General features: G+C 37.8%; 17 protein-coding genes. 12 read left to right on the top strand and 5 right to left on the bottom strand.

All coding sequences use genetic code 11. The features are described 5' to 3' along the window. Nucleotides 1–288: transposase (locus G561_RS14165; RefSeq protein ID WP_037031887.1), on the top strand; the 288-nt coding region annotated here is incomplete at its 5' end. 7 nt (nucleotides 289–295) lie between these two features. Here G561_RS14165 and G561_RS0106740 read toward each other — a convergent pair. Further along, on the bottom strand, nucleotides 296–1,918 hold the full coding sequence (locus tag G561_RS0106740) for a tetratricopeptide repeat protein (protein WP_028858857.1): 1,623 nt from the start codon (nucleotides 1,916–1,918) through the stop codon (nucleotides 296–298). A 355-nt stretch (nucleotides 1,919–2,273) separates the two neighbouring features. Here G561_RS0106740 and G561_RS0106745 point away from each other — a divergent pair, with 355 nt between their 5' ends. Then, complete coding sequence (locus tag G561_RS0106745) at nucleotides 2,274–3,380, top strand: ArsO family NAD(P)H-dependent flavin-containing monooxygenase (protein WP_028858858.1); 1,107 nt, start codon at nucleotides 2,274–2,276, stop codon at nucleotides 3,378–3,380. A gap of 188 nt (nucleotides 3,381–3,568) precedes the next feature. Here G561_RS0106745 and G561_RS0106750 read toward each other — a convergent pair whose 3' ends face one another. Together G561_RS0106750 and G561_RS0106755 are read right to left on the bottom strand one after the other, a co-directional pair. Beyond that, nucleotides 3,569–3,955, bottom strand: a complete 387-nt coding sequence (locus G561_RS0106750; RefSeq protein ID WP_028858859.1) for a DUF805 domain-containing protein — start codon at nucleotides 3,953–3,955, stop codon at nucleotides 3,569–3,571. A gap of 180 nt (nucleotides 3,956–4,135) precedes the next feature. After that, nucleotides 4,136–4,417, bottom strand: coding sequence for a DUF503 domain-containing protein (locus G561_RS0106755; protein ID WP_028858860.1), 282 nt, complete (start codon nucleotides 4,415–4,417; stop codon nucleotides 4,136–4,138). Nucleotides 4,418–5,232: 815 nt separating this feature from the next. Between G561_RS0106755 and G561_RS14170 the strand changes: the two genes are divergently transcribed. The 8 genes from G561_RS14170 to gorA all read left to right on the top strand — a co-directional run bounded on the left by G561_RS14170 (nucleotide 5,233) and on the right by gorA (nucleotide 14,732). Beyond that, entirely contained in the window at nucleotides 5,233–7,848 is a 2,616-nt protein-coding gene (locus tag G561_RS14170; RefSeq protein WP_051584422.1) for a TonB-dependent receptor domain-containing protein, read from the top strand. A 347-nt stretch (nucleotides 7,849–8,195) separates the two neighbouring features. Then, nucleotides 8,196–9,194 (top strand): DUF368 domain-containing protein, encoded by a 999-nt coding sequence (locus G561_RS0106765; protein WP_028858861.1) that lies wholly within the window; start codon nucleotides 8,196–8,198, stop codon nucleotides 9,192–9,194. Nucleotides 9,195–9,451: 257 nt separating this feature from the next. Then, nucleotides 9,452–9,967 carry a PAAR domain-containing protein gene (locus G561_RS14960; protein ID WP_051584423.1) on the top strand — a complete coding sequence of 172 codons (516 nt, stop codon included), beginning with the start codon at nucleotides 9,452–9,454 and terminating at the stop codon, nucleotides 9,965–9,967. A gap of 20 nt (nucleotides 9,968–9,987) precedes the next feature. Then, nucleotides 9,988–10,773, top strand: a complete 786-nt coding sequence (locus G561_RS0106775; protein WP_028858862.1) for a hypothetical protein — start codon at nucleotides 9,988–9,990, stop codon at nucleotides 10,771–10,773. Further along, nucleotides 10,773–11,459: a hypothetical protein gene (locus G561_RS0106780; protein ID WP_028858863.1), complete on the top strand. Its 687-nt coding sequence runs from the start codon at nucleotides 10,773–10,775 to the stop codon at nucleotides 11,457–11,459. Before G561_RS0106775 ends, G561_RS0106780 begins: the two co-directional genes overlap by 1 nt. Before the next feature lie 448 nt (nucleotides 11,460–11,907). Next, nucleotides 11,908–12,696, top strand: coding sequence for a threonine/serine exporter family protein (locus G561_RS0106785; protein WP_028858864.1), 789 nt, complete (start codon nucleotides 11,908–11,910; stop codon nucleotides 12,694–12,696). A 1-nt stretch (nucleotide 12,697) separates the two neighbouring features. Then, nucleotides 12,698–13,150 (top strand): threonine/serine exporter family protein, encoded by a 453-nt coding sequence (locus tag G561_RS0106790; protein WP_028858865.1) that lies wholly within the window; start codon nucleotides 12,698–12,700, stop codon nucleotides 13,148–13,150. Between the two features lie 226 nt (nucleotides 13,151–13,376). Continuing rightward, complete coding sequence (gene gorA, locus G561_RS0106795; protein WP_028858866.1) at nucleotides 13,377–14,732, top strand: glutathione-disulfide reductase; 1,356 nt, start codon at nucleotides 13,377–13,379, stop codon at nucleotides 14,730–14,732. 111 nt (nucleotides 14,733–14,843) lie between these two features. Here gorA and smpB read toward each other — a convergent pair whose 3' ends face one another. After that, on the bottom strand, nucleotides 14,844–15,320 hold the full coding sequence (gene smpB, locus G561_RS0106800; protein ID WP_028858867.1) for an SsrA-binding protein SmpB: 477 nt from the start codon (nucleotides 15,318–15,320) through the stop codon (nucleotides 14,844–14,846). A gap of 358 nt (nucleotides 15,321–15,678) precedes the next feature. Here smpB and coaD point away from each other — a divergent pair, with 358 nt between their 5' ends. Then, nucleotides 15,679–16,188, top strand: coding sequence for a pantetheine-phosphate adenylyltransferase (gene coaD / locus G561_RS0106805; RefSeq protein WP_028858868.1), 510 nt, complete (start codon nucleotides 15,679–15,681; stop codon nucleotides 16,186–16,188). Between the two features lie 44 nt (nucleotides 16,189–16,232). Continuing rightward, nucleotides 16,233–16,484 (top strand): YfhL family 4Fe-4S dicluster ferredoxin, encoded by a 252-nt coding sequence (locus G561_RS0106810; protein ID WP_028858869.1) that lies wholly within the window; start codon nucleotides 16,233–16,235, stop codon nucleotides 16,482–16,484. 194 nt (nucleotides 16,485–16,678) lie between these two features. Here the strand turns inward: G561_RS0106810 and G561_RS14965 are convergent, their stop codons facing one another. Further along, entirely contained in the window at nucleotides 16,679–17,392 is a 714-nt protein-coding gene (locus G561_RS14965; protein ID WP_081794405.1) for a DUF2059 domain-containing protein, read from the bottom strand. Nucleotides 17,393–18,192 lie beyond the last annotated feature (800 nt).

An 18,192-nucleotide genomic window follows, 5' to 3' on the forward strand; every position in this document is an offset into this window, starting at 1 on the left:
ACCTCTTGGCGCAATAATTGGGAGGGCTTAACGGTGTTCTTTGATTACCCGAAAGACATCAGAAAAGCCATTTATACGACCAATGCTATCGAGTCATTAAATAGCGTGATTCGTACTGCTGTGAATAAGCGTAAGATATTCCCATCTGATCAAGCGGCGTTTAAGGTTGTTTATCTAGCAACTCAGCAGGCGTCTAAAAAGTGGTCGATGCCTATCCGTAACTGGACGTCTGCTCTTAATCGCTTTATGATTATGTTCGATGAGCGTGTTAGTAAGCATTTAATCTAAATTGCAGTTACACAGATTTCGGGATGGGCTCTTTATGATACTCCTCCCAGTTTTTTTCAGCTATTGTTTCTTTTCCAAATTCCCTGTAAAAAGTTTCCTTATTTCTCTGAGCTAACTGAACATATCTCGACTCTGGCTCAATATAAATACACCTCATAACATTTTGATTTAAAACCCCTTTGTCTATTATTTTTTTTGAGGAATTAATATTTTCAATATCCATATGTTCGAATATACGTTCTTCACTTTTACTTATTTGTGCAAAGCTAGATAAAAAAGACAACCCTTCATTTAAGCTTTTAGGTTTAAAAAATGTTGATTGGAATACTAAGCTGACACCTGAAGCTTCTAAATTATTTTTTTTACCATATAGGCGAAACTGATTAAGGCTGTTATGGTTAAAAGTAAAACAACCTACAAACGCTTGAAAACGCTCATCAAACTCTGGATTATAAACCACTTTATTACTATTAATGTCGAGAAAACTATCTAACATTTGCCCCTCACTTGGGTCATTAACATTATTAATAGTATTTAGACGAAAAGAACTTGGTCGTTCTTGATTATCTACGGATAAAAGAATATTAGCAACATCAATACTTGTATAGTGCGCTAACTTTCTTTCAAAAGTATTATCAAAATTTATTGTGAGCTTATGAAGAATAAAAGTTATCTTGTCAAAAAAAGACTCTAAAACTCTACCAAAATCATGTGTTTTATCTTTTAATAAAAGCTCACATATTTCTACACAGCAATATGCCTCATAAGGAAATAGTTGTTTAGCTTCTAAATAACTTTTTTTAGCCTTTCTTAATATTGACTTGTTGTTCTCAACTCTTAATTTATTATCTTGATTGATCAATAGATTACCAATACTGAACTGTATTTTTGAATACTCTGCGGGATCATCTTCTCGCGTGACTTTTTCCCATTCCTTGATTGACTCACTTACATCATTTAAAGCATGACCAATATAATATTTAGCTCTTGCATATATGGACTTACTATCATCCCTTCCTATATTTTTCCAGATAGCAATAGCTTCTTCAGGTTGATTCCTTCTTATCAGATTTAAGCCTATATTGAGTTGGGCTTCCGCATATGACGTTAAGCTATCTTCACGCAGTATTTTATACCAGGTCTTTATAGCTTCATCATGCTGACCTAGCAACTCAAGAGCCCACCCAATATTTAGGTTAGCATTTGCATAACCTTCTAGGGAGTCTGAACGTCTAATTTTCCTCCAATGAGATAGAGCTTTTTCTAGTTTTTTGTCCTTAGCATAGATAACACCTAAGTTTAATTGAGCTCGTGCATAAGAGTTCGCATCATTTTCTCTATCCACATTCTCCCATGCTCTAATAGCCTCATTTTTGGAACCTAGCTCCTCATAGCAACAACCAATATCAAATTGCGCTCTTGCAAACAGCTCCAAACTATCAGACTTTTTTATCTTTTCCCAAGTAGAAATAGCTTGAAGCAAGGCACCTTTATACATAAATAATAAAGCTATAGTAAACTGAGCATTTGCAAAGGCTTCATTACCGTCTGTTTCACGAGTAATATCCTGCAATTTTTTAATCTTCGCTATTGTCTCATCATCTAACCCCTCGAACATATCATCACTCATAGTTTACTCCTCAATCATTTTAAAGACTCATCTTGTAATGCCACACTCATACGAAGCTTTTCAACTTAGTTTAGATTAGCACCCGCTTTCTCTCCTGCCAGCAAATAGTTTGGATAGAAATTAACGACACTCAACAAATAAAAATTTCGACTCTGACATAATTCTATCCTTAGCTAATATAAATATATTACTTAAATAATAAACAAATAAATTTATATTTTATTACTGATGAAATCTTATTTAAAACATAAACCTATGCTTTAACTCAAATCATATTTCTATATACTATCTTTTATATTTTCGAAAAAGTATACACACCTAACCCATACTCCACACCCTAAAAACAAAAAAGAAAATGCCAAATAAAAAACCAACCACCAAAATATTCGACGTAATTGTAATCGGTGGCGGTCAAGCAGGATTAGCAGTTGGCTACTACCTAAGACGTGCCAAGCTCGACTTTATTATCTTAGATAATCAATCCCGAAGTGGCGGAGCCTGGCAAAACTTTTGGCCGTCATTACGACTGTTCTCGCCAGCCTCGGTAAGCTCACTTCCGGGTAGGATGATGACCTCCGCCAAAGATAATAGCAGTCCGTATCTAGAAGATGTCTTAAGCTATTTTGATAACTACGAAAAGCATTACAAATTACCTATCTACCGCCCTTTTAAGGTACAAAGCGTAGAGCGTGATAACGAAAACGATTATTTACGTGTCAGTGACGGCAAGTTTACTTGGCTTACGAGAGCCGTGGTTAGTGCAACCGGTATTTGGAGTAATCCCTACATTCCACAGATTGAAGGACGCCAAGACTTCCAAGGGGAGCAAATCCACTCCGCCCATTACGCTGGTCCAGAAGCTTATCAGGACAAACGAGTCTTGGTGGTTGGTGCTGGTAACTCAGGCGCACAAATCTTTGCAGAATTAGTTCAAGTCACTGATGCCAGTTGGGTAACCCGTGAACCCCCGCAGTTCTTACCCGATGATGTCGACGGTCGCGTTCTTTTTGAAAGAGCCACACAGCGTGTAAGGAATAACGCCAGTGGTGATGCCGAAGATGAAATTAATACACAAGATTCGGACGCGCCCAAAGGCGATATCGTAATGATGCCCCCGGTAAAAGAAGCACGAGATAAAGGATTGCTCACCACAAAGCCTATGTTTGAGCGCCTAACTGAGCAAGGAGTAGTTTGGTCTAATGGCGAAGAAGAATCAATAGATGCGATTATATGGTGTACTGGCTTTAACCCTGAGCTTGAGCACTTAGCGCCATTGGACGTGATTGAAGACGATGGCAAAGTATTAACCGAACACGGGCAATCTGTTAAACAGCCTCGTCTATGGTTGTTTGGCTATGGCGACTGGGTTAGCCCTGCTTCAGCTACCATTATTGGGGCTGGACGTAGTGCACGTGAGAATGTACCGGCTTTGGTTGAGTTTTTGACGGAGAGTTCTCAGTGATATAGTGATAAAAACCAAAATTAGAGAGGTATAGTTAAGTCCAATTTGTTAACTTTTTCTTTCATAATTAAATGCTTTGCAACAGCTGCTTTTTCGCTTTTTATTTTAACGAGCTACGGTCAGTGCTAGTCAATGAAAAAGTAAAGGCTAATTTCACGATTAGCCTTTATAATTGCTAATATTTATAATTAAGACTCTATCCCTTTTGGATTTGGACCATATTTATTCATACCAGGCTCACTATCTAAACAACAAAATATAAGTAACACAATAGGTCCAATATAAGGAATAAAAGTTATCAATGCCCACCACCCACTTTTACCCGTATCATGCAGGCGTCGAATAGTAACCGCCCACATAGGTATTATAAGACCCAACATAAATATAAATATTATCATTGCTCCTAAAGTAGTTATACTTTCTGAATCACCGAGTCCAGTTAATAATCCTAAAATCATAAAAAATACTAAATAAAACAGCCAATAAAATAACTGAAACATCCAATACTCTTTACGTCTTGCCCGGCCATCAAACTGTGCATACTTATTCTTAATTGCATCAACAAACCAATCCATAAACCCAACCTTTTAATCTGTTTTATCAAATCCAAGTAGTTACTATTAAGTGTAAGCAGAGAATATTACCCTACTAAATATTTAATTCTACTATAATGAATCTTACAAAACTCTTCTAAGTACTAAAAATCTGGCTTCCCTTTCAATTACCTGACTTAAAATACTTAATCGCTAAAAATCCTAAATAAACTCACGTCTTACATCCATAATCCGAGCTTCAACCACCCGCTGAATCTTATCCTCAATCTGACTAAACTCGGACTCAATCTCACGTTTAGACAATCCCACCACTACAAATGTCCACTCACTGGCGTCATGACGATTACGCTCGCCACTTTCACTGACTGCCACTGCAGGGTTACGCCCAAAGCGCTCATGCAATCCGCCCATTCGTATTCGCTTTTCTTTTAGCGAGCTACAACCGGGCAATGAGAATGTCAGAGTTAATATTCCTATGTGCATAGTTATCTCCTATTTGAGTAAATTTTTGGATATATTAGCCCTAGATTTCTACTAAAATTAACGGTACTGTGGCTAATTTATTTACCCCTTCACCCAACGAGAAATACTACTAGATTCCTGTTGGCTTGCTTGATCTAGAGGATAATACCAATACCATAAAAGTGGTGGCTCATTTTTGTGTAACCACAAAATCCAGTTGGCATAAAATCGACTTAAAGTCTGAAGCATACTTTGTAATAAGTCCTCGATGCCCTGCCTCATTAATAACTACAGCATCAGTCGTCAAAAATTAGAGTGCCACTAATAGCTATACACCTTAAATAATACCTAATTTATTATAGCGCTCAGCTCTGTGTTTTATAACCTATCCCCTCATCCCCCCGTGCAATGGATTCTTTGTTAGCCCCTTCTATCATTTGTGAAAACTATAAAGTCGCATTAAGACTCTAAGTCTAGCTCCAAAGTAATAGAGTTTATCTATAGTGGTTTTTTTAAATAAATATCAAATAAACCTCTCTCAGAAACGTAATAAACACCATTATTAAAATATCAACTTATTGATTTACCTTAAATTAGTAATGTTCAAAAAAACTTTAAATAATTATCAATGTAGCCTATAATGCAAATGATAATCATTTACAACAAAAAATTGCTTTGGATTAATATTCATGAAACATTCCCCTTACTTCTTATTAAATTCTTTACAATATCACATTAAATTAAATACCTGTCTAACAACTATTAAAAATCATAATCGAGCCCAATCCAGAAGTGATTGCTTTAACATTTTATTGCTAGGTGGAGTTAGTTTATGCATGGTAACTCCGACTTATGCAAACGAAGTCAAAGAAACAAAAGAGTCAGAAGCACCTTCAGCAGTATTTGAAAGTGTCAACATCGAATCATTATCTGATAAAGAAGAGCAATTATTTAATAAGCCAGAGTCAATAGCTTATATTTCTAGTGATGACATCAAGCGTTACTCTCCTATTTCAGTTGGTGATATATTTAAAGGTCAACCAGGTGTGCAAGTAGCAGATATTAGAAACGGGGGCGGACTTGATTTCAATATTAGGGGTGTTCAAGGTCAAAGCCGTGTAGCGGTGACAGTCGATGGGACTCAGCAAGCGCTGGATGTCTATCGGGGGTATGCTGGTACCCAACAGCGTAGCTATATTAACCCTGACTTAATATCAAAAGTAATTATTCACAAAGGAGCAGGTAGCTCAATCGAAGAAGGTGCAAACGGCATAGGCGGTACAGTAGCTATAAAAACTATAGATGTGGAAGATGTTGTACTACCGGGCAAAAATGTCGGTATACGTTTGACAGGACAGCTATGGAATAACGGCACAACCCCAATTAAACCAGTACGTGACGGTAGTCAAATAGTAGATGAAGAGGAATTAGAAACTCAACCTGAACATAGTAATAGAGGTAATATCTTAGAATCCGATGCCAAATCAGGTAGTATTGCAGTAGGCTATACTAGCGATAAGCTAGATGTTGTAGCAGCATATGCCAAACGAAAACAAGGTAACTATTTTACGGGTAAAAAGGGTCATGAGGATTATCGGAGCTTTACCACTTATTACCCTGGTAAACCCTATGAGTTCACTGTTGAAGATAAAACTGTTGCCAAAGCATACAAGCCTGGTGAAGAAGTACTAAATTCTGCAGCTGATACAGAATCCATATTACTTAAAACAACCTGGCGTCCTGCAGAAGGACATAGCATTAAACTTGGCTATAATAATTATAATAGCGAAAATGGTGAAATCATGCCATCCGATATTTATCGAAGCGGCGATGCTGGTATATTGCAGTACCCATACGCTACTACCGAAATAGACCGTTATTACATTGATTATAAATACCAACCTGAAAACCCACTGATAGACTTAAATGTAGGTGTGTGGCAAACCGATGCTAAGACCAATCAAATTAATGCGGTTGAAGGACCTGCAAGTGAACAGTATATCGAAGGCTATCGTAGCTGGGTAAAAATGGATAATCAACGGACCGGAGCAAATATAAGTAACCGCTCTACGTTCTATACTGATAAAGGTGATATTCATCTAACCTTAGGCGGCTCGTTGATGGAAGAGGATATTCAACCTCAAAGTGATGTAGAGATTAAAGATGTAGATTTATGGGCAAACCGTAATTATCGAGATGCTAAACGCTTCGAATACGACTTAAATCTAAAAGCAGAATACGAAGTAAATGATAAATTAAGCTTATGGGCAGGCTCTCAGTATAGCCACTATAAAATGAAAGACCACAATCGCCGAGCTTCACCAGTATATGATAAAGATGTAACTCACAAAGTTATCTTAGTTCAAGATGATGATCGATGGGGCTATATGAGGTGGTTACCTGATCAGCAAGGAAATTATACCGACGCAACGGACCCTCGTTTACACAACGGTATAATTTATAAAGATCATCAAAATCCTTTTGATGGCATAAAAATAGATGATTTTGGCCCACATTATGACAATGTTTATGATGAAAGAACTTCTGACATAATCACTGGCTATACTTTTGGCGAAGCCATTGAGGAAGATGATGACGCTTTGTCATTTTCAGCAGGGGTAAAATATAACTTCCTACCTAACTCGTTTATTTATGCCTCTTATACAGAGGGTAGTCGCATGCCCTCCCTTTTTGAAACCTCTATGGGGACTACTCAAGTTGTCCCTATTATGAACGAGACCAGTATTGATCCTGAGACATCAAAAAACTGGGAAGTCGGGGTTAGCTCACGACATACAGGACTCTTTGCAGATTCAGACAAAGCATCCTTTAAACTTACTTACTTTAATAACAAAATTGATGACTACGTTACCCGATATCTACCCCCAGATATGAATGGAGTTATGACTTTTAGTAACACCGATTACTATAAGTTAGAAGGTTTAGAGCTACAAACTAATTACGATGCTGGATGGGGCTTTATAGACTTATCTGCAACACACTATTTAAAAACCGAGACTTGTGATAAATCTTATGCTGAAAGACTTAGAAATAGTGGCCACGAAAATTTAGCCAATACTCCTAATTGTACACCTGCAAGCTATGGTGGTTCCTATATTAATACGCAAAACCCACCTGAATATGCTGTCAATCTTGGTTTAGGTACGCGTTGGATAGAGGATACATTAACCATTGGAGCAAGGGCTAACTATACCTCTGAGTCAATTGATGATATGGATAAACCTTGGCAAAAAAGCGCCACCACAAATCAGATATATTATCGCCCTGTAACCACTTATGATTTGTATATGAACTACCAAGTTTCAAAAAATAGCGAACTTAACTTTGCTATTCAAAACTTAACTAATGAGTATTATATCGACGCACTAACCCAAAGCTTTATGCCTGCTCCTGGTAGAACAGCACAGCTTGGCATGACCTTCCAATTCTAATAACAGATTCAGTTTATAAAAATATTGCACCTTAACTAAGATGGTTAACTCAAGGGCTATTCTTTAAAGAATGGCCTTTTTGTCAAGTAGAGTTTGCTACACTAATAAATGCCATTCAAACTATTAACTTAAAATGAGTTTATTACTAATTTTAACCTTATTATACCTATGTCTCTTTATCGCCTTTGCTCAAACCATAGACTTCTGATAATTAAAAACTGGAAGGCGTTGTCTATTAAAAGGTTTAATTTAACTTGCTTAAGTAATCTATATAAATAGCAATACTAGCCTGCTAAAATAGCCCACTTAAACAAAATTTTCAAATAACTAAATTGAAAGGAATGTCGATGACGGCACCCAATTCACAGCGATCTTCATTACCAGAGTCGTCACCTTCTGTACCACCCAATACAAATTTAACCGCTAAAGACAGCCCAAAAGACTTAGTAGCCACTTATGTCAAAGGCATGGCCATGGGCGCCGCTGACATCGTTCCAGGTGTTTCTGGCGGTACAATTGCGCTTATTGCAGGTATTTATGAGCGCCTGATTAATGCCATCGGTAGTATTGGTCCGGACTTGTGGCAGGTGTATCGCCGTCAAGGCGGTATGAGAGGTTTAATGGCTATCTGGCGCCATGTAGATGCCACGTTTTTATTGGTTCTAGTCTTAGGTATTGCCACCAGCTTTGCTACTTTAGCGGGGTTTATTAAACACTTACTGGACAACCAACCGTTATTAATTTGGTCTTTCTTCTTTGGTTTGGTCGTCGCCACAGTAGGCATATTATTAGGCGAAATAAAGCGCTGGAATGTGGCACGGGCTGGATTATTTATTTTTGGTATTGTGGCAGCCGTAGGTATTAGTAGCATGCCTTTGATCACCACTGAACCCAGCTTGCCGTATATCTTTTTTGCTGGGGCTATCGCCATCTGTGCCATGATATTACCAGGTATCTCAGGGTCATTTATTTTACTGTTGCTCGGAGTATATGACCGAGTTTTAGAAGCTGTGCATAATTTTAACTTATCTATTATCTTCACGTTAATGGCGGGAATGGTCACAGGGTTATTACTATTTACACGCGCGCTTAAATGGCTACTATCCCATTACTATCAAGGCACATTGGCCTTATTAACCGGCTTTATTGCTGGCTCCTTGGTGAAGGTATGGCCGTGGAAAGTTGATGCTTTGGGCACCTTAAATAGTGAAGCTATTCATAACGTAGCTCCTTGGAACTACCCCACTGGCGCGCAGTGGCTAGTCACACTAGGGTTAATGATTTTGGGCGCTATTTTGGTCACTGCTTTATCTTGGTGGGGAATCAAAAGCAAAAATACTAAGTGATTAATTTGATCGGCTAATATGATTATTTTGAAAAGACTATTCTTAATAGAATGGTCTTTTTTTTTGGCCAAAAATCACGTCATAAAATTTAGGGTTATTTTTATCTAAATCTTTATTAAGTCATAACTTATAGCTGAGCTGAAACCCTTAATGTATTTTAAATCTCCTTTAAATAAATTATTATGAACTTTATAGCTTTATATTAACTGGTAACACACTATGTTAAGCTGATATTAATAAATTCGTTAAGGGAACTTATGGCAGCTTATATTACAGTTGGTGCAAAAACAACGCACGGCGGTACAGTAATCAGTGGCTCACCGCATACGACTCACAATGGCATACCTGTATCTCGTAAAGGCGATAAAGTCTCTTGTAAGAAGTGCAAAAAGATAGTCACCATTGCTACTGGCGACCCCTCATTCATTGTTGATGGCTCCCCTATTGCTCGTGCTGGAGATGTAACCACTTGTGGTTCTAAGCTGATTGCGATTCAGCAGGCTTTTGCTCAGTCTGATTTTGAGGTTGGCAGTATTGCTCAAGCTGCGCCTTTGGTTTTTCCTAAGTCGTTGGCGAGTGATTCTATAAAAGACAAATTCGACGAGCAATTTGAAGTGTTAGATGAAAATAATGAACCTATGTCAAATATTAAGTATCAAATAATTGATGATGAAACAGAAGAAGTTTTAGCAGCAGGATTTACTAACGAAAATGGGTTGACTGAGCGAGCAAGTACGGAATCGAAAAGAAAAATTAGGATTGTTTTTATTTAATAAGAAGATAAGAGTAAATTATGCATTCTATTTTGAATTTTTTGGGCACTACTAACGACGAAGAGAACTCTAGAGAAAAGGTAAGCCCTATCAGATATATTACAAACCCTCCAGATAGTGGTTGGTTATGGGTTAAAATTGAAAATCCTAACGGTGTTCAAAGAGCTATCAATATTAAAAATAAAGGACAAAAACTTGTAATATGTGAGAATACTAAAGTTCAAATTAGAGATATTAAGGACGGACGTACATATTTTAAAATTTTAGATCATATTAGTAAAAATGTAGTCGCTTCTCTTTCAAATGAAAATGCAAAAAACCATTTTTCTAAGTCTGGACCTAAATTATCACCAAATGGTGCTGAATTGGAAATACGATATAATTCTGAACCTGAAAAGGTATGGTCAGAAGCTAGAAGTGAAAGCCTTTTGCAAGTTAAGGGTAAGCTAACATTCAACACAATAGCTATAGATATTACTGTTTCAACTTTGCCTAACAACTATACTATACTTCCAAATGGTAGTCATAATATATTACTACCAGACTTTCCACATGATGCAAATATGACTCGCTTTTATCGTATGGAAAACCGCAATTTAAAATATGATCAGGTGTGGTTCTCAATTGCAATATCAGATAGAAATAATATAAATGATCGCTACATTCATGTAGGTGCAGTGTCGCATGGTTGTATGACAATATATGATTTAAAGGGATGGAATCAATTATATAAATATTTAATTAACAATCGTCAATCTGATAATAGGCAATATGTCGGAAAATTAAGAATAAGGAATCTTTATTAATGCTAAAGCTATTAATTATTGCATTTACCATGATTATTACGATTTCTTGCACCTCAGATCATGATAATTATGTCAGGCATAGTAATGAAAAGTCTGAAATTAAAGTATTAAAAAAAATACTCAATTCTAATTCTACAAAATCAGCCATCAAGAAATATCAACCTCCCAAAAACTACGATAAATTTGAGTACATTTTGCAATCAGCAATAGAAACACAGCAAAAACTAAATTCAGTAGATAAAAAAAGTGAAGCCTACAGTGTGTTATTAGAATTTGAAAAAGAAGGTGATAAATATTTGGCTGATGGCAAATTGTTTAAAGCATGGGATAAATATAGTATGGGGGCATTGGCTTATCCATCTCCAAAGATATTAGTAAAAGAAGGAGATGCCTTGATGCAACACTATCTAAAAAATGTCAAAATAATATGTAACTGTGAAACTCTAAATGATTTTGAAGAAGGTTTTCTTGTGGCTACAACTATCAAAGACTTTAGATATCAAATTTTAAGTAAATATCAATTAGCTCTGAGCTTGAATAAGTTAGGAGACCTTAATATAGAAGAGGTTCAAAAGTTAAACAATATACAACAACATAAATTAAGCGATAAAATAAATTGTTTAGAGCAAAAACTGAATTTTAATGATATAACTTCAGATTTTAATAGGCTTTCGATTTGTATATAAACATCAGGTTCTAACACGACCATTCTTATTCATATTGATACTAAACATCATTATAGAAAGTATAAATCTAGTAAAACTCGCACCTTAGTCGAGCTACTATATGATTACTCCCTGCTTGCTACGATCTAAACGAATAATAACTGCTTTTATCTTTCATAATAGATGCTCTTATCTTTAATCTATTTATTATTACCCTAATGGCGGTACTGTGTAATAAATACTGGCCTGATGCTACTAAATGCAATTTTAGTAACAGCCTTCAGCGTTAGTGATGAGAAATAAAAAGCAAAAAGTAAAGTTATACAGTTATTGTCAAAAAAATATAATAAGCCATACTATGGTCATGCACCCTAAAGACCCTTTATAATTATAAACTGTCTACTTATCCAATCTAAGTATTTTATCCGTGTATATCAATGACCTCATACTCAGGATTGTTATTTAACCCATGACCGCTATCACTTACGCCAAGCAGCAACTCATTACCAGATTGTGTGTGCGCTGCGGATTATTATTGATGCAATATGGGGCTGAGTCTGCCGTTGTGGTGGATTTATCTAAGCGCTTAGGCTTAGCCTTAGGTATGGACAGCGTCGAATGCGCCCTAGGCTTTAATGCTCTAACCCTCACTACTATCTATAATGAGCGCTGTATTACTACCACTCGTGATACGGCGAACCAAAGTATTAATGTGAATTTATTGGTACAAATTCAGCAGATTGTGAACAAAACTGAGACCTCAATCTGTAACGATGAACTGGTTGATATCACCACTCAAGCCTTTAATGAGCTAGATAAAACCGTTTATCCTAGCTGGCTAGTTGCGCTATTTGTGGGAGGCTCTTGCGCCGCTTTTGCCTTCTTAAATGGCGGCAGTTGGTCGATTACTGCGGTCACTTTTGTGGCAGGTATGGTAGCCATGCTCACCCGTATTTTTTTATCCAAGCAATATTTCAATCCCTTTATTACGGTAATTATTACCGCTTTTATTGCCTCAGTAATTGGGGCAACTACCTACTACTTCGATATCGGCAATAATGCGGATATTGCGGTGGCCTCAAGTGTTTTATTATTGGTGCCCAGCTTCCCTCTTATCAACTCTTTATCAGATATCTTAAAAGGTTATATCAATATTGGTATTGGCCGTGCGGTTTTTACCTATATGCTGACGCTGTCTGCTGGTGTGGGCATTGTAATGGCGCTACTGCTACTTAGTATTAAGCACTGGGGGTTTTAAGATGGGATTTATCGAAAGCATTGCGCTGTCTTGCATCATCACCCTCGGCTGGACTTTGATGTTCACCGTGCCCAAGCGCTATATACTGCCTTGTTTGCTAATGACGGCCTGCGGGTTCGGGTTAAAGACTGCTCTGGTAAACCATGAGATTCATATTGCCATTGCCAGCTTCTGCGGGGCGATGCTCGCCAGCTTTTTGGGAGTTTATTTCTCCAAAAAATATACTTTACCGCCCAAAGCCCTTATCTCCCCTAGTGTCATTTGCATGATGCCAGGTATTGCCGCTTATAAGGCCATGGTGAGTATGGTTCAAATTGGCTACTTTGGGTTTTCTGATGCTTTATTTAGCCAGATGCTTACCTATCTCTTTGAAGCTTTATTTATCACCTCGGGCTTGGTACTAGGCATCTCTATTCCTGGGCTACTATTTTATCGACGTCGCCCTATTGTTTAGAGTGACCTATTTGTTTAGATTGACCTATTGTCTAAACCATCCTATTGTTTAAATAAGAATTGCCCTGATTAAGTTAATATAGCGCTGACAGGGTAGGCGCGAATGGTATTGATTTGGTTAAAGATAATCCATTGGACTAAACACTAGAGCCAATTACTATTACAATTACCCCTATCTTCTAATAAATAATATCCCATTAATAATCACAAATAATAAAGGACTTGCTATGAGTAGACATTATGATTATATCGCCATTGGTGGCGGTAGTGGCGGCATTGCTTCTATCAACCGAGCTGCTATGTATGGCAAAAAATGCGCCATTATTGAAGCCAACCACTTAGGCGGTACTTGCGTAAATTTAGGCTGTGTACCCAAAAAAGTTATGTGGTATGGGGCTCAAGTCGCTGAAGCTATGCATAAATATGCACCAGACTATGGCTTCGATATTGAAGTTAAAGGCTTTGACTTTAAGAAGCTTGTCGAAACCCGTCAAAAATATATTGGCAATATCCACCGCTCATATGACAATAACTTGGCCAAAAACAACGTCGAAGTGATTCAAGGATATGCCAAATTTGTGGATGCAAAAACCGTTGAAGTAAACGGCGAGCACATTACTGCTGATCATATCTTAATTGCGACCGGTGGCCGCCCTGTTTTCCCAGACATTAAAGGGGCTGAGTATGGTATCGATTCTGACGGCTTCTTTGCACTAGAGCAGCTGCCTGAGCGAGTCGCTATCGTTGGCGCTGGTTATGTCGCTGTCGAAATCGCGGGAGTTTTACGCAGCTTAGGCTCAGAGGTTGATTTATATGTGCGTCAACACTCTCCTCTACGCTCTTTTGACCACAGCATCGTTAACGTCTTACTTGAAGAGATGAACAATGAGGGTATTGAGCTACATACCCACAGCACTTTAAAAGAAGTTATCAAAAATGAAGATGGCAGCCTAACTATTAATTTAGAAGATGGCCGCAGCAACACTGTAGACTGCTTAATTTGGGCTGTCGGTCGCAGACCTAATACCGATAATATTAATTTAGAAGTGACCGGTGTAGAGACCAACTCTATCGGTAAAATTAAAGTCGATAAATACCAGAATACCAATGTTGAAGGCATTTATTCTGTTGGCGATATCATAGAAAACAGTATCGACCTAACCCCTGTAGCCATTGCTGCCGGTCGTCGATTGTCAGAACGCCTATTCAACAATAAGCCTGATGAGCATTTAGATTATAACTTGGTACCCACAGTAATCTTCACTCACCCACCGATCGGCACCATTGGTATGTCTGAAATGCAGGCGATCGAACAGTATGGTGAAGATGCTATCAAATGCTACACCTCAAACTTTACCCCGATGTACAGTGCCGTTACCCAGCACCGTCAAAAATGCAGCATGAAACTGGTCTGCCTAGGTGAAGAAGAGAAAATCATTGGCCTACACGGTATTGGCTTTGGTGTAGATGAAATGATTCAAGGCTTTGCGGTAGCTATTAAGATGGGTGCAACCAAGGCCGACTTCGATAATACCGTTGCCATTCACCCTACTGGTGCTGAAGAGTTTGTTACCATGCGCTAATCTACTGCCAGCTTTGGCATTGATTAATCCTTGATGCCGGTCTATAAAAAAGGCCACTCTATAAAAATAGAGTGGCCTTTTAGATGCTATAAACCAATAAAACAACACGCTTTAATCCAAATGCTGTTTAAAGCCGCGCTGTTGATCGCGTTCCCAATCTCTGTCTTTGAGTGTCTTACGCTTATCGTGTAGCTTTTTACCTTTGGCTAGGCCAATTTTGCACTTCACCAAGGAGTTTTTCCAATAAACCTCTAATGGCACGCAAGCATAGCCTTTTTGGTTTACTGCTCCAAATAAAGTGTCGATTTCTTTACGATGTAGCAGTAGCTTACGGGTACGAATACTGTCTGGCACCACATGGGTTGAGCTTGAAATTAGGGGCTGAATATGAGCCCCAAACAAGAAGGCTTCATTATTGCGAAATACCACATACGCTTCGGTAATGGTCATCTTGCCAGCACGAATAGCCTTTACCTCCCAGCCTTGTAGTTCTAGACCGGCCTCATACGTCTCTTCAATAAAATACTCATGCCGCGCTTTTTTATTGGCTGCAATCTGATTTGAAGGTTTTTTTGTCTTCTTTGCCATGTTAAATTCTCTTTAAAAACCAAGACACGCCTCCCTTAAACTCAGATCTCGAACTATTCAGTCGAAACCAAAGCTACGGTCAGCTTATATCTTGTCGTACATGTCCCTAATCTTATTTAAGTTAGGTCGAATCTTCAGTATAGCAAATTAAACGCTTAAACTAATTCATAGCTTTGTAAATAGCGACAGCAGCTTTTTGGTTCTATAATGTAAGCTATTATCAGTTTTTCTTATCAATGCTCCGTAACTTACTCACAAAAACCCTGCTTGAATAGCCTTACCTCACACTCAAAAATTTGATACGATAGGCACCTATTTAACTTCCATTTAACCCTCACTACTCTCTAAGCTTATCCTCATGAATAAAACCTCAAATCTACACACCAAAATTGTCTATCCAGGCACCTTTGACCCCATTACCAATGGTCACCGTGATTTAGTGATGCGCGCCGTTAAGCTGTTTGATGAAGTGGTGATAGCCGTTGCTTTAGGCCATCACAAAAAACCCATGTTTAGCTTTGAAGAGAGAGTGGAACTGGTTGAAACTGTATTTGCTGACTTTCCGCAAGTCACTGTGGTAGGCTTTGAAGGGTTATTAGTAGAGTTTATGAGAGAGCAACAAGCCACTGCGGTTTTGCGTGGTTTACGTGCCACTTCAGACTTTGAGTATGAGTTTCAGTTAGCCAATATGAACCGTGAACTTGATGATAACTTTGAAGCGGTATTTTTGACCCCTGCCCCTCAATATTCATTCATCTCTTCTACTATGATTCGTGAGATTGCCAAGCTTGATGGGGGTGTGAAGAAATTCGTTCCTATCTGCGTCCAACAAGCGTTTGACAAAAAGCGGGCTAACAATTGGCAGTAAATTCGCAGCGTTTGGTTTTTCGTTATCTTATTTAGGAGCTAGCTATGGCTTTAATGATTACTGATGAATGCATTAACTGTGATGTGTGTGAGCCGGTTTGCCCCAACGATGCCATTTATGAAGGTGAGGAGATCTATGAGATTAATCCTGACCTATGTACTGAGTGTGTCGGTCATTTTGATGAACCGCAATGTGTCGAGATCTGCCCTATTGACTGTATTCCTAAAGACCCCAATCATGCGGAATCTGAGGGTGACTTGATGGCTAAATATAAGCGCATTACTGGGAAAAGCTAATATTTTATATTCAATACAAGTGCTTAATGGCAAAAGAGCTTTAATCTTCTGATTAAAGCTCTTTTTTTATGGGAGAATGTTTTAAATAATAAACTACCCAGAGAGTCTTGCAGAATATTTAATTGTGCTAGCATAAACTGCTACTTTAGTTACCGTCTTAAATGCACGACAAAAATACTGAATAGGTGCAACTGTTACTTAATAGCGGTTATATCCTCAGCAAGCTTTATCATCGCTTGTTGCATATTCTCATTTTGAATTGCCATTATTTTAGGCAAAATAGACTCATAATATGTTTTAGTAAAGACGGTCTGCTTTTCCACAATATCACGACCTATGGGCGTACTATAAAAATCAATTTGAGCATCGATTTCTTCCTGAGTGTAAATACTCTGCAAGGTTTGACGAATGCCTTGTTTATAGATTTCTTGCATTTCTTCTTTGCGATTTTCAAAAATATACTCTGCATAATCATCTAGCATATCGTTAAACTTAGCTAGCTTAGTTTTTTGTTCTTCGGTCAAGTCAGCTGTATCATTAATATCAACACCCATAGAAGAATACATAGCACTTATAACAGCTTGTCTTTTGCCTTCAGAGTCACCAATAACCTCCTCTATTAACTGGTCATAATCATATATTTCCATGAGCTGTTTTATTGATCTATCACTTGGTATTTGGCTATTACGAACCTCTGTTACGGATTTATATTGATTATCTTTGCTGTTTATAACCAATTCTGCATTCGCCGCAGTGACATAGAACAACCCAGTTCCACCTAACAAAACAACTAATAAACCTTTCTTAAACATCACTGCCTCTTTATTAAAACACTCTGAAAACCAACTATACCCGATTAACATTGTGCCTGCTACGCTTAAGATGCATCTTGAACTGGGTGTCGCCATACCAACCTATAGCTATTCGTACTCCATTAGCTAGGCAGGTTAAAGTGAAAGCACGATTATCTCTCTATCTATTAATATTTATAGATAACGCCAACTTAAATCTAACTCGCGGTGAATGGAGCGATATTTTATATAGCTCACCCCTTGTACGACCTCTATTTTAGCCACATTGACCCTTTGCTTTGATTCAATGTTATTTTAGCTTGGTTTTATTCCGATTTAATAAGGCACATCACATAAGGCAAGGCAGCTATCATTATTAACAAGCAATACATACCTAATCCTAAGCCATAGTCATTGACATAATAGTAAGTTTTCGGAAAGTTATCGAAGAACTCATACATCAAAAGGACTATGCCCAATAAAGGAAACAGTAACGCGATTTGAAAATGGGTTAACGCCACTTTTCTAGATTTGTACTCCCCTTTTAAATTTAAAACTGTACTCGAGATAAGATGGAGCACAAAAAATGGGATGATAACCAGCCAAAAGAAGTTGAGGCTCATACTAGGTGATTGCCAGTTAGCATAGACCGGGGGCGCTATCAAAAGCATTAAGCTGAGGTGGAGAAAAGTTAGGCCTTTGGAAAACATGACTTTATCCCTTGTTAATAGTTTAAGAGCTTTTGGTTTTAAGATTTTTCGGTTATGAAGGTATATTTTCGACTTACCCTGGATATTGTCTATTGGGTCAGTACTGTCTAATTTTATTCTCTAAGCTTTTAACTCAAAGCTAATACCTTATATTGTAAGGTTCAATGAGTCGTAACAATAACTATGATTATATTTGTTGTTATCGCA

The organism is Psychrobacter phenylpyruvicus DSM 7000 = NBRC 102152 (genome assembly GCF_000685805.1).
Lineage (GTDB): Bacteria > Pseudomonadota > Gammaproteobacteria > Pseudomonadales > Moraxellaceae > Psychrobacter > Psychrobacter phenylpyruvicus.

What these genes read in the sequence shown, in the direction of transcription:
- G561_RS0106740 (WP_028858857.1), bottom strand. Translation starts at nt 1,918, where the DNA reads ATGAGTGATGATATGTTCGAGGGGTTAGATGATGAGACAATAGCGAAG.
- gorA (WP_028858866.1), top strand. Translation starts at nt 13,377, where the DNA reads ATGAGTAGACATTATGATTATATCGCCATTGGTGGCGGTAGTGGCGGC.
- G561_RS0106780 (WP_028858863.1), top strand. Translation starts at nt 10,773, where the DNA reads ATGCTAAAGCTATTAATTATTGCATTTACCATGATTATTACGATTTCT.
- G561_RS0106775 (WP_028858862.1), top strand. Translation starts at nt 9,988, where the DNA reads ATGCATTCTATTTTGAATTTTTTGGGCACTACTAACGACGAAGAGAAC.
- G561_RS0106790 (WP_028858865.1), top strand. Translation starts at nt 12,698, where the DNA reads ATGGGATTTATCGAAAGCATTGCGCTGTCTTGCATCATCACCCTCGGC.
- coaD (WP_028858868.1), top strand. Translation starts at nt 15,679, where the DNA reads ATGAATAAAACCTCAAATCTACACACCAAAATTGTCTATCCAGGCACC.
- G561_RS0106755 (WP_028858860.1), bottom strand. Translation starts at nt 4,417, where the DNA reads ATGCACATAGGAATATTAACTCTGACATTCTCATTGCCCGGTTGTAGC.
- G561_RS14960 (WP_051584423.1), top strand. Translation starts at nt 9,452, where the DNA reads ATGGCAGCTTATATTACAGTTGGTGCAAAAACAACGCACGGCGGTACA.
- G561_RS0106745 (WP_028858858.1), top strand. Translation starts at nt 2,274, where the DNA reads ATGCCAAATAAAAAACCAACCACCAAAATATTCGACGTAATTGTAATC.
- G561_RS14965 (WP_081794405.1), bottom strand. Translation starts at nt 17,392, where the DNA reads ATGGCGACACCCAGTTCAAGATGCATCTTAAGCGTAGCAGGCACAATG.
- smpB (WP_028858867.1), bottom strand. Translation starts at nt 15,320, where the DNA reads ATGGCAAAGAAGACAAAAAAACCTTCAAATCAGATTGCAGCCAATAAA.
- G561_RS0106750 (WP_028858859.1), bottom strand. Translation starts at nt 3,955, where the DNA reads ATGGATTGGTTTGTTGATGCAATTAAGAATAAGTATGCACAGTTTGAT.
- G561_RS14170 (WP_051584422.1), top strand. Translation starts at nt 5,233, where the DNA reads ATGGTAACTCCGACTTATGCAAACGAAGTCAAAGAAACAAAAGAGTCA.
- G561_RS0106785 (WP_028858864.1), top strand. Translation starts at nt 11,908, where the DNA reads ATGACCGCTATCACTTACGCCAAGCAGCAACTCATTACCAGATTGTGT.
- G561_RS0106810 (WP_028858869.1), top strand. Translation starts at nt 16,233, where the DNA reads ATGGCTTTAATGATTACTGATGAATGCATTAACTGTGATGTGTGTGAG.
- G561_RS0106765 (WP_028858861.1), top strand. Translation starts at nt 8,196, where the DNA reads ATGACGGCACCCAATTCACAGCGATCTTCATTACCAGAGTCGTCACCT.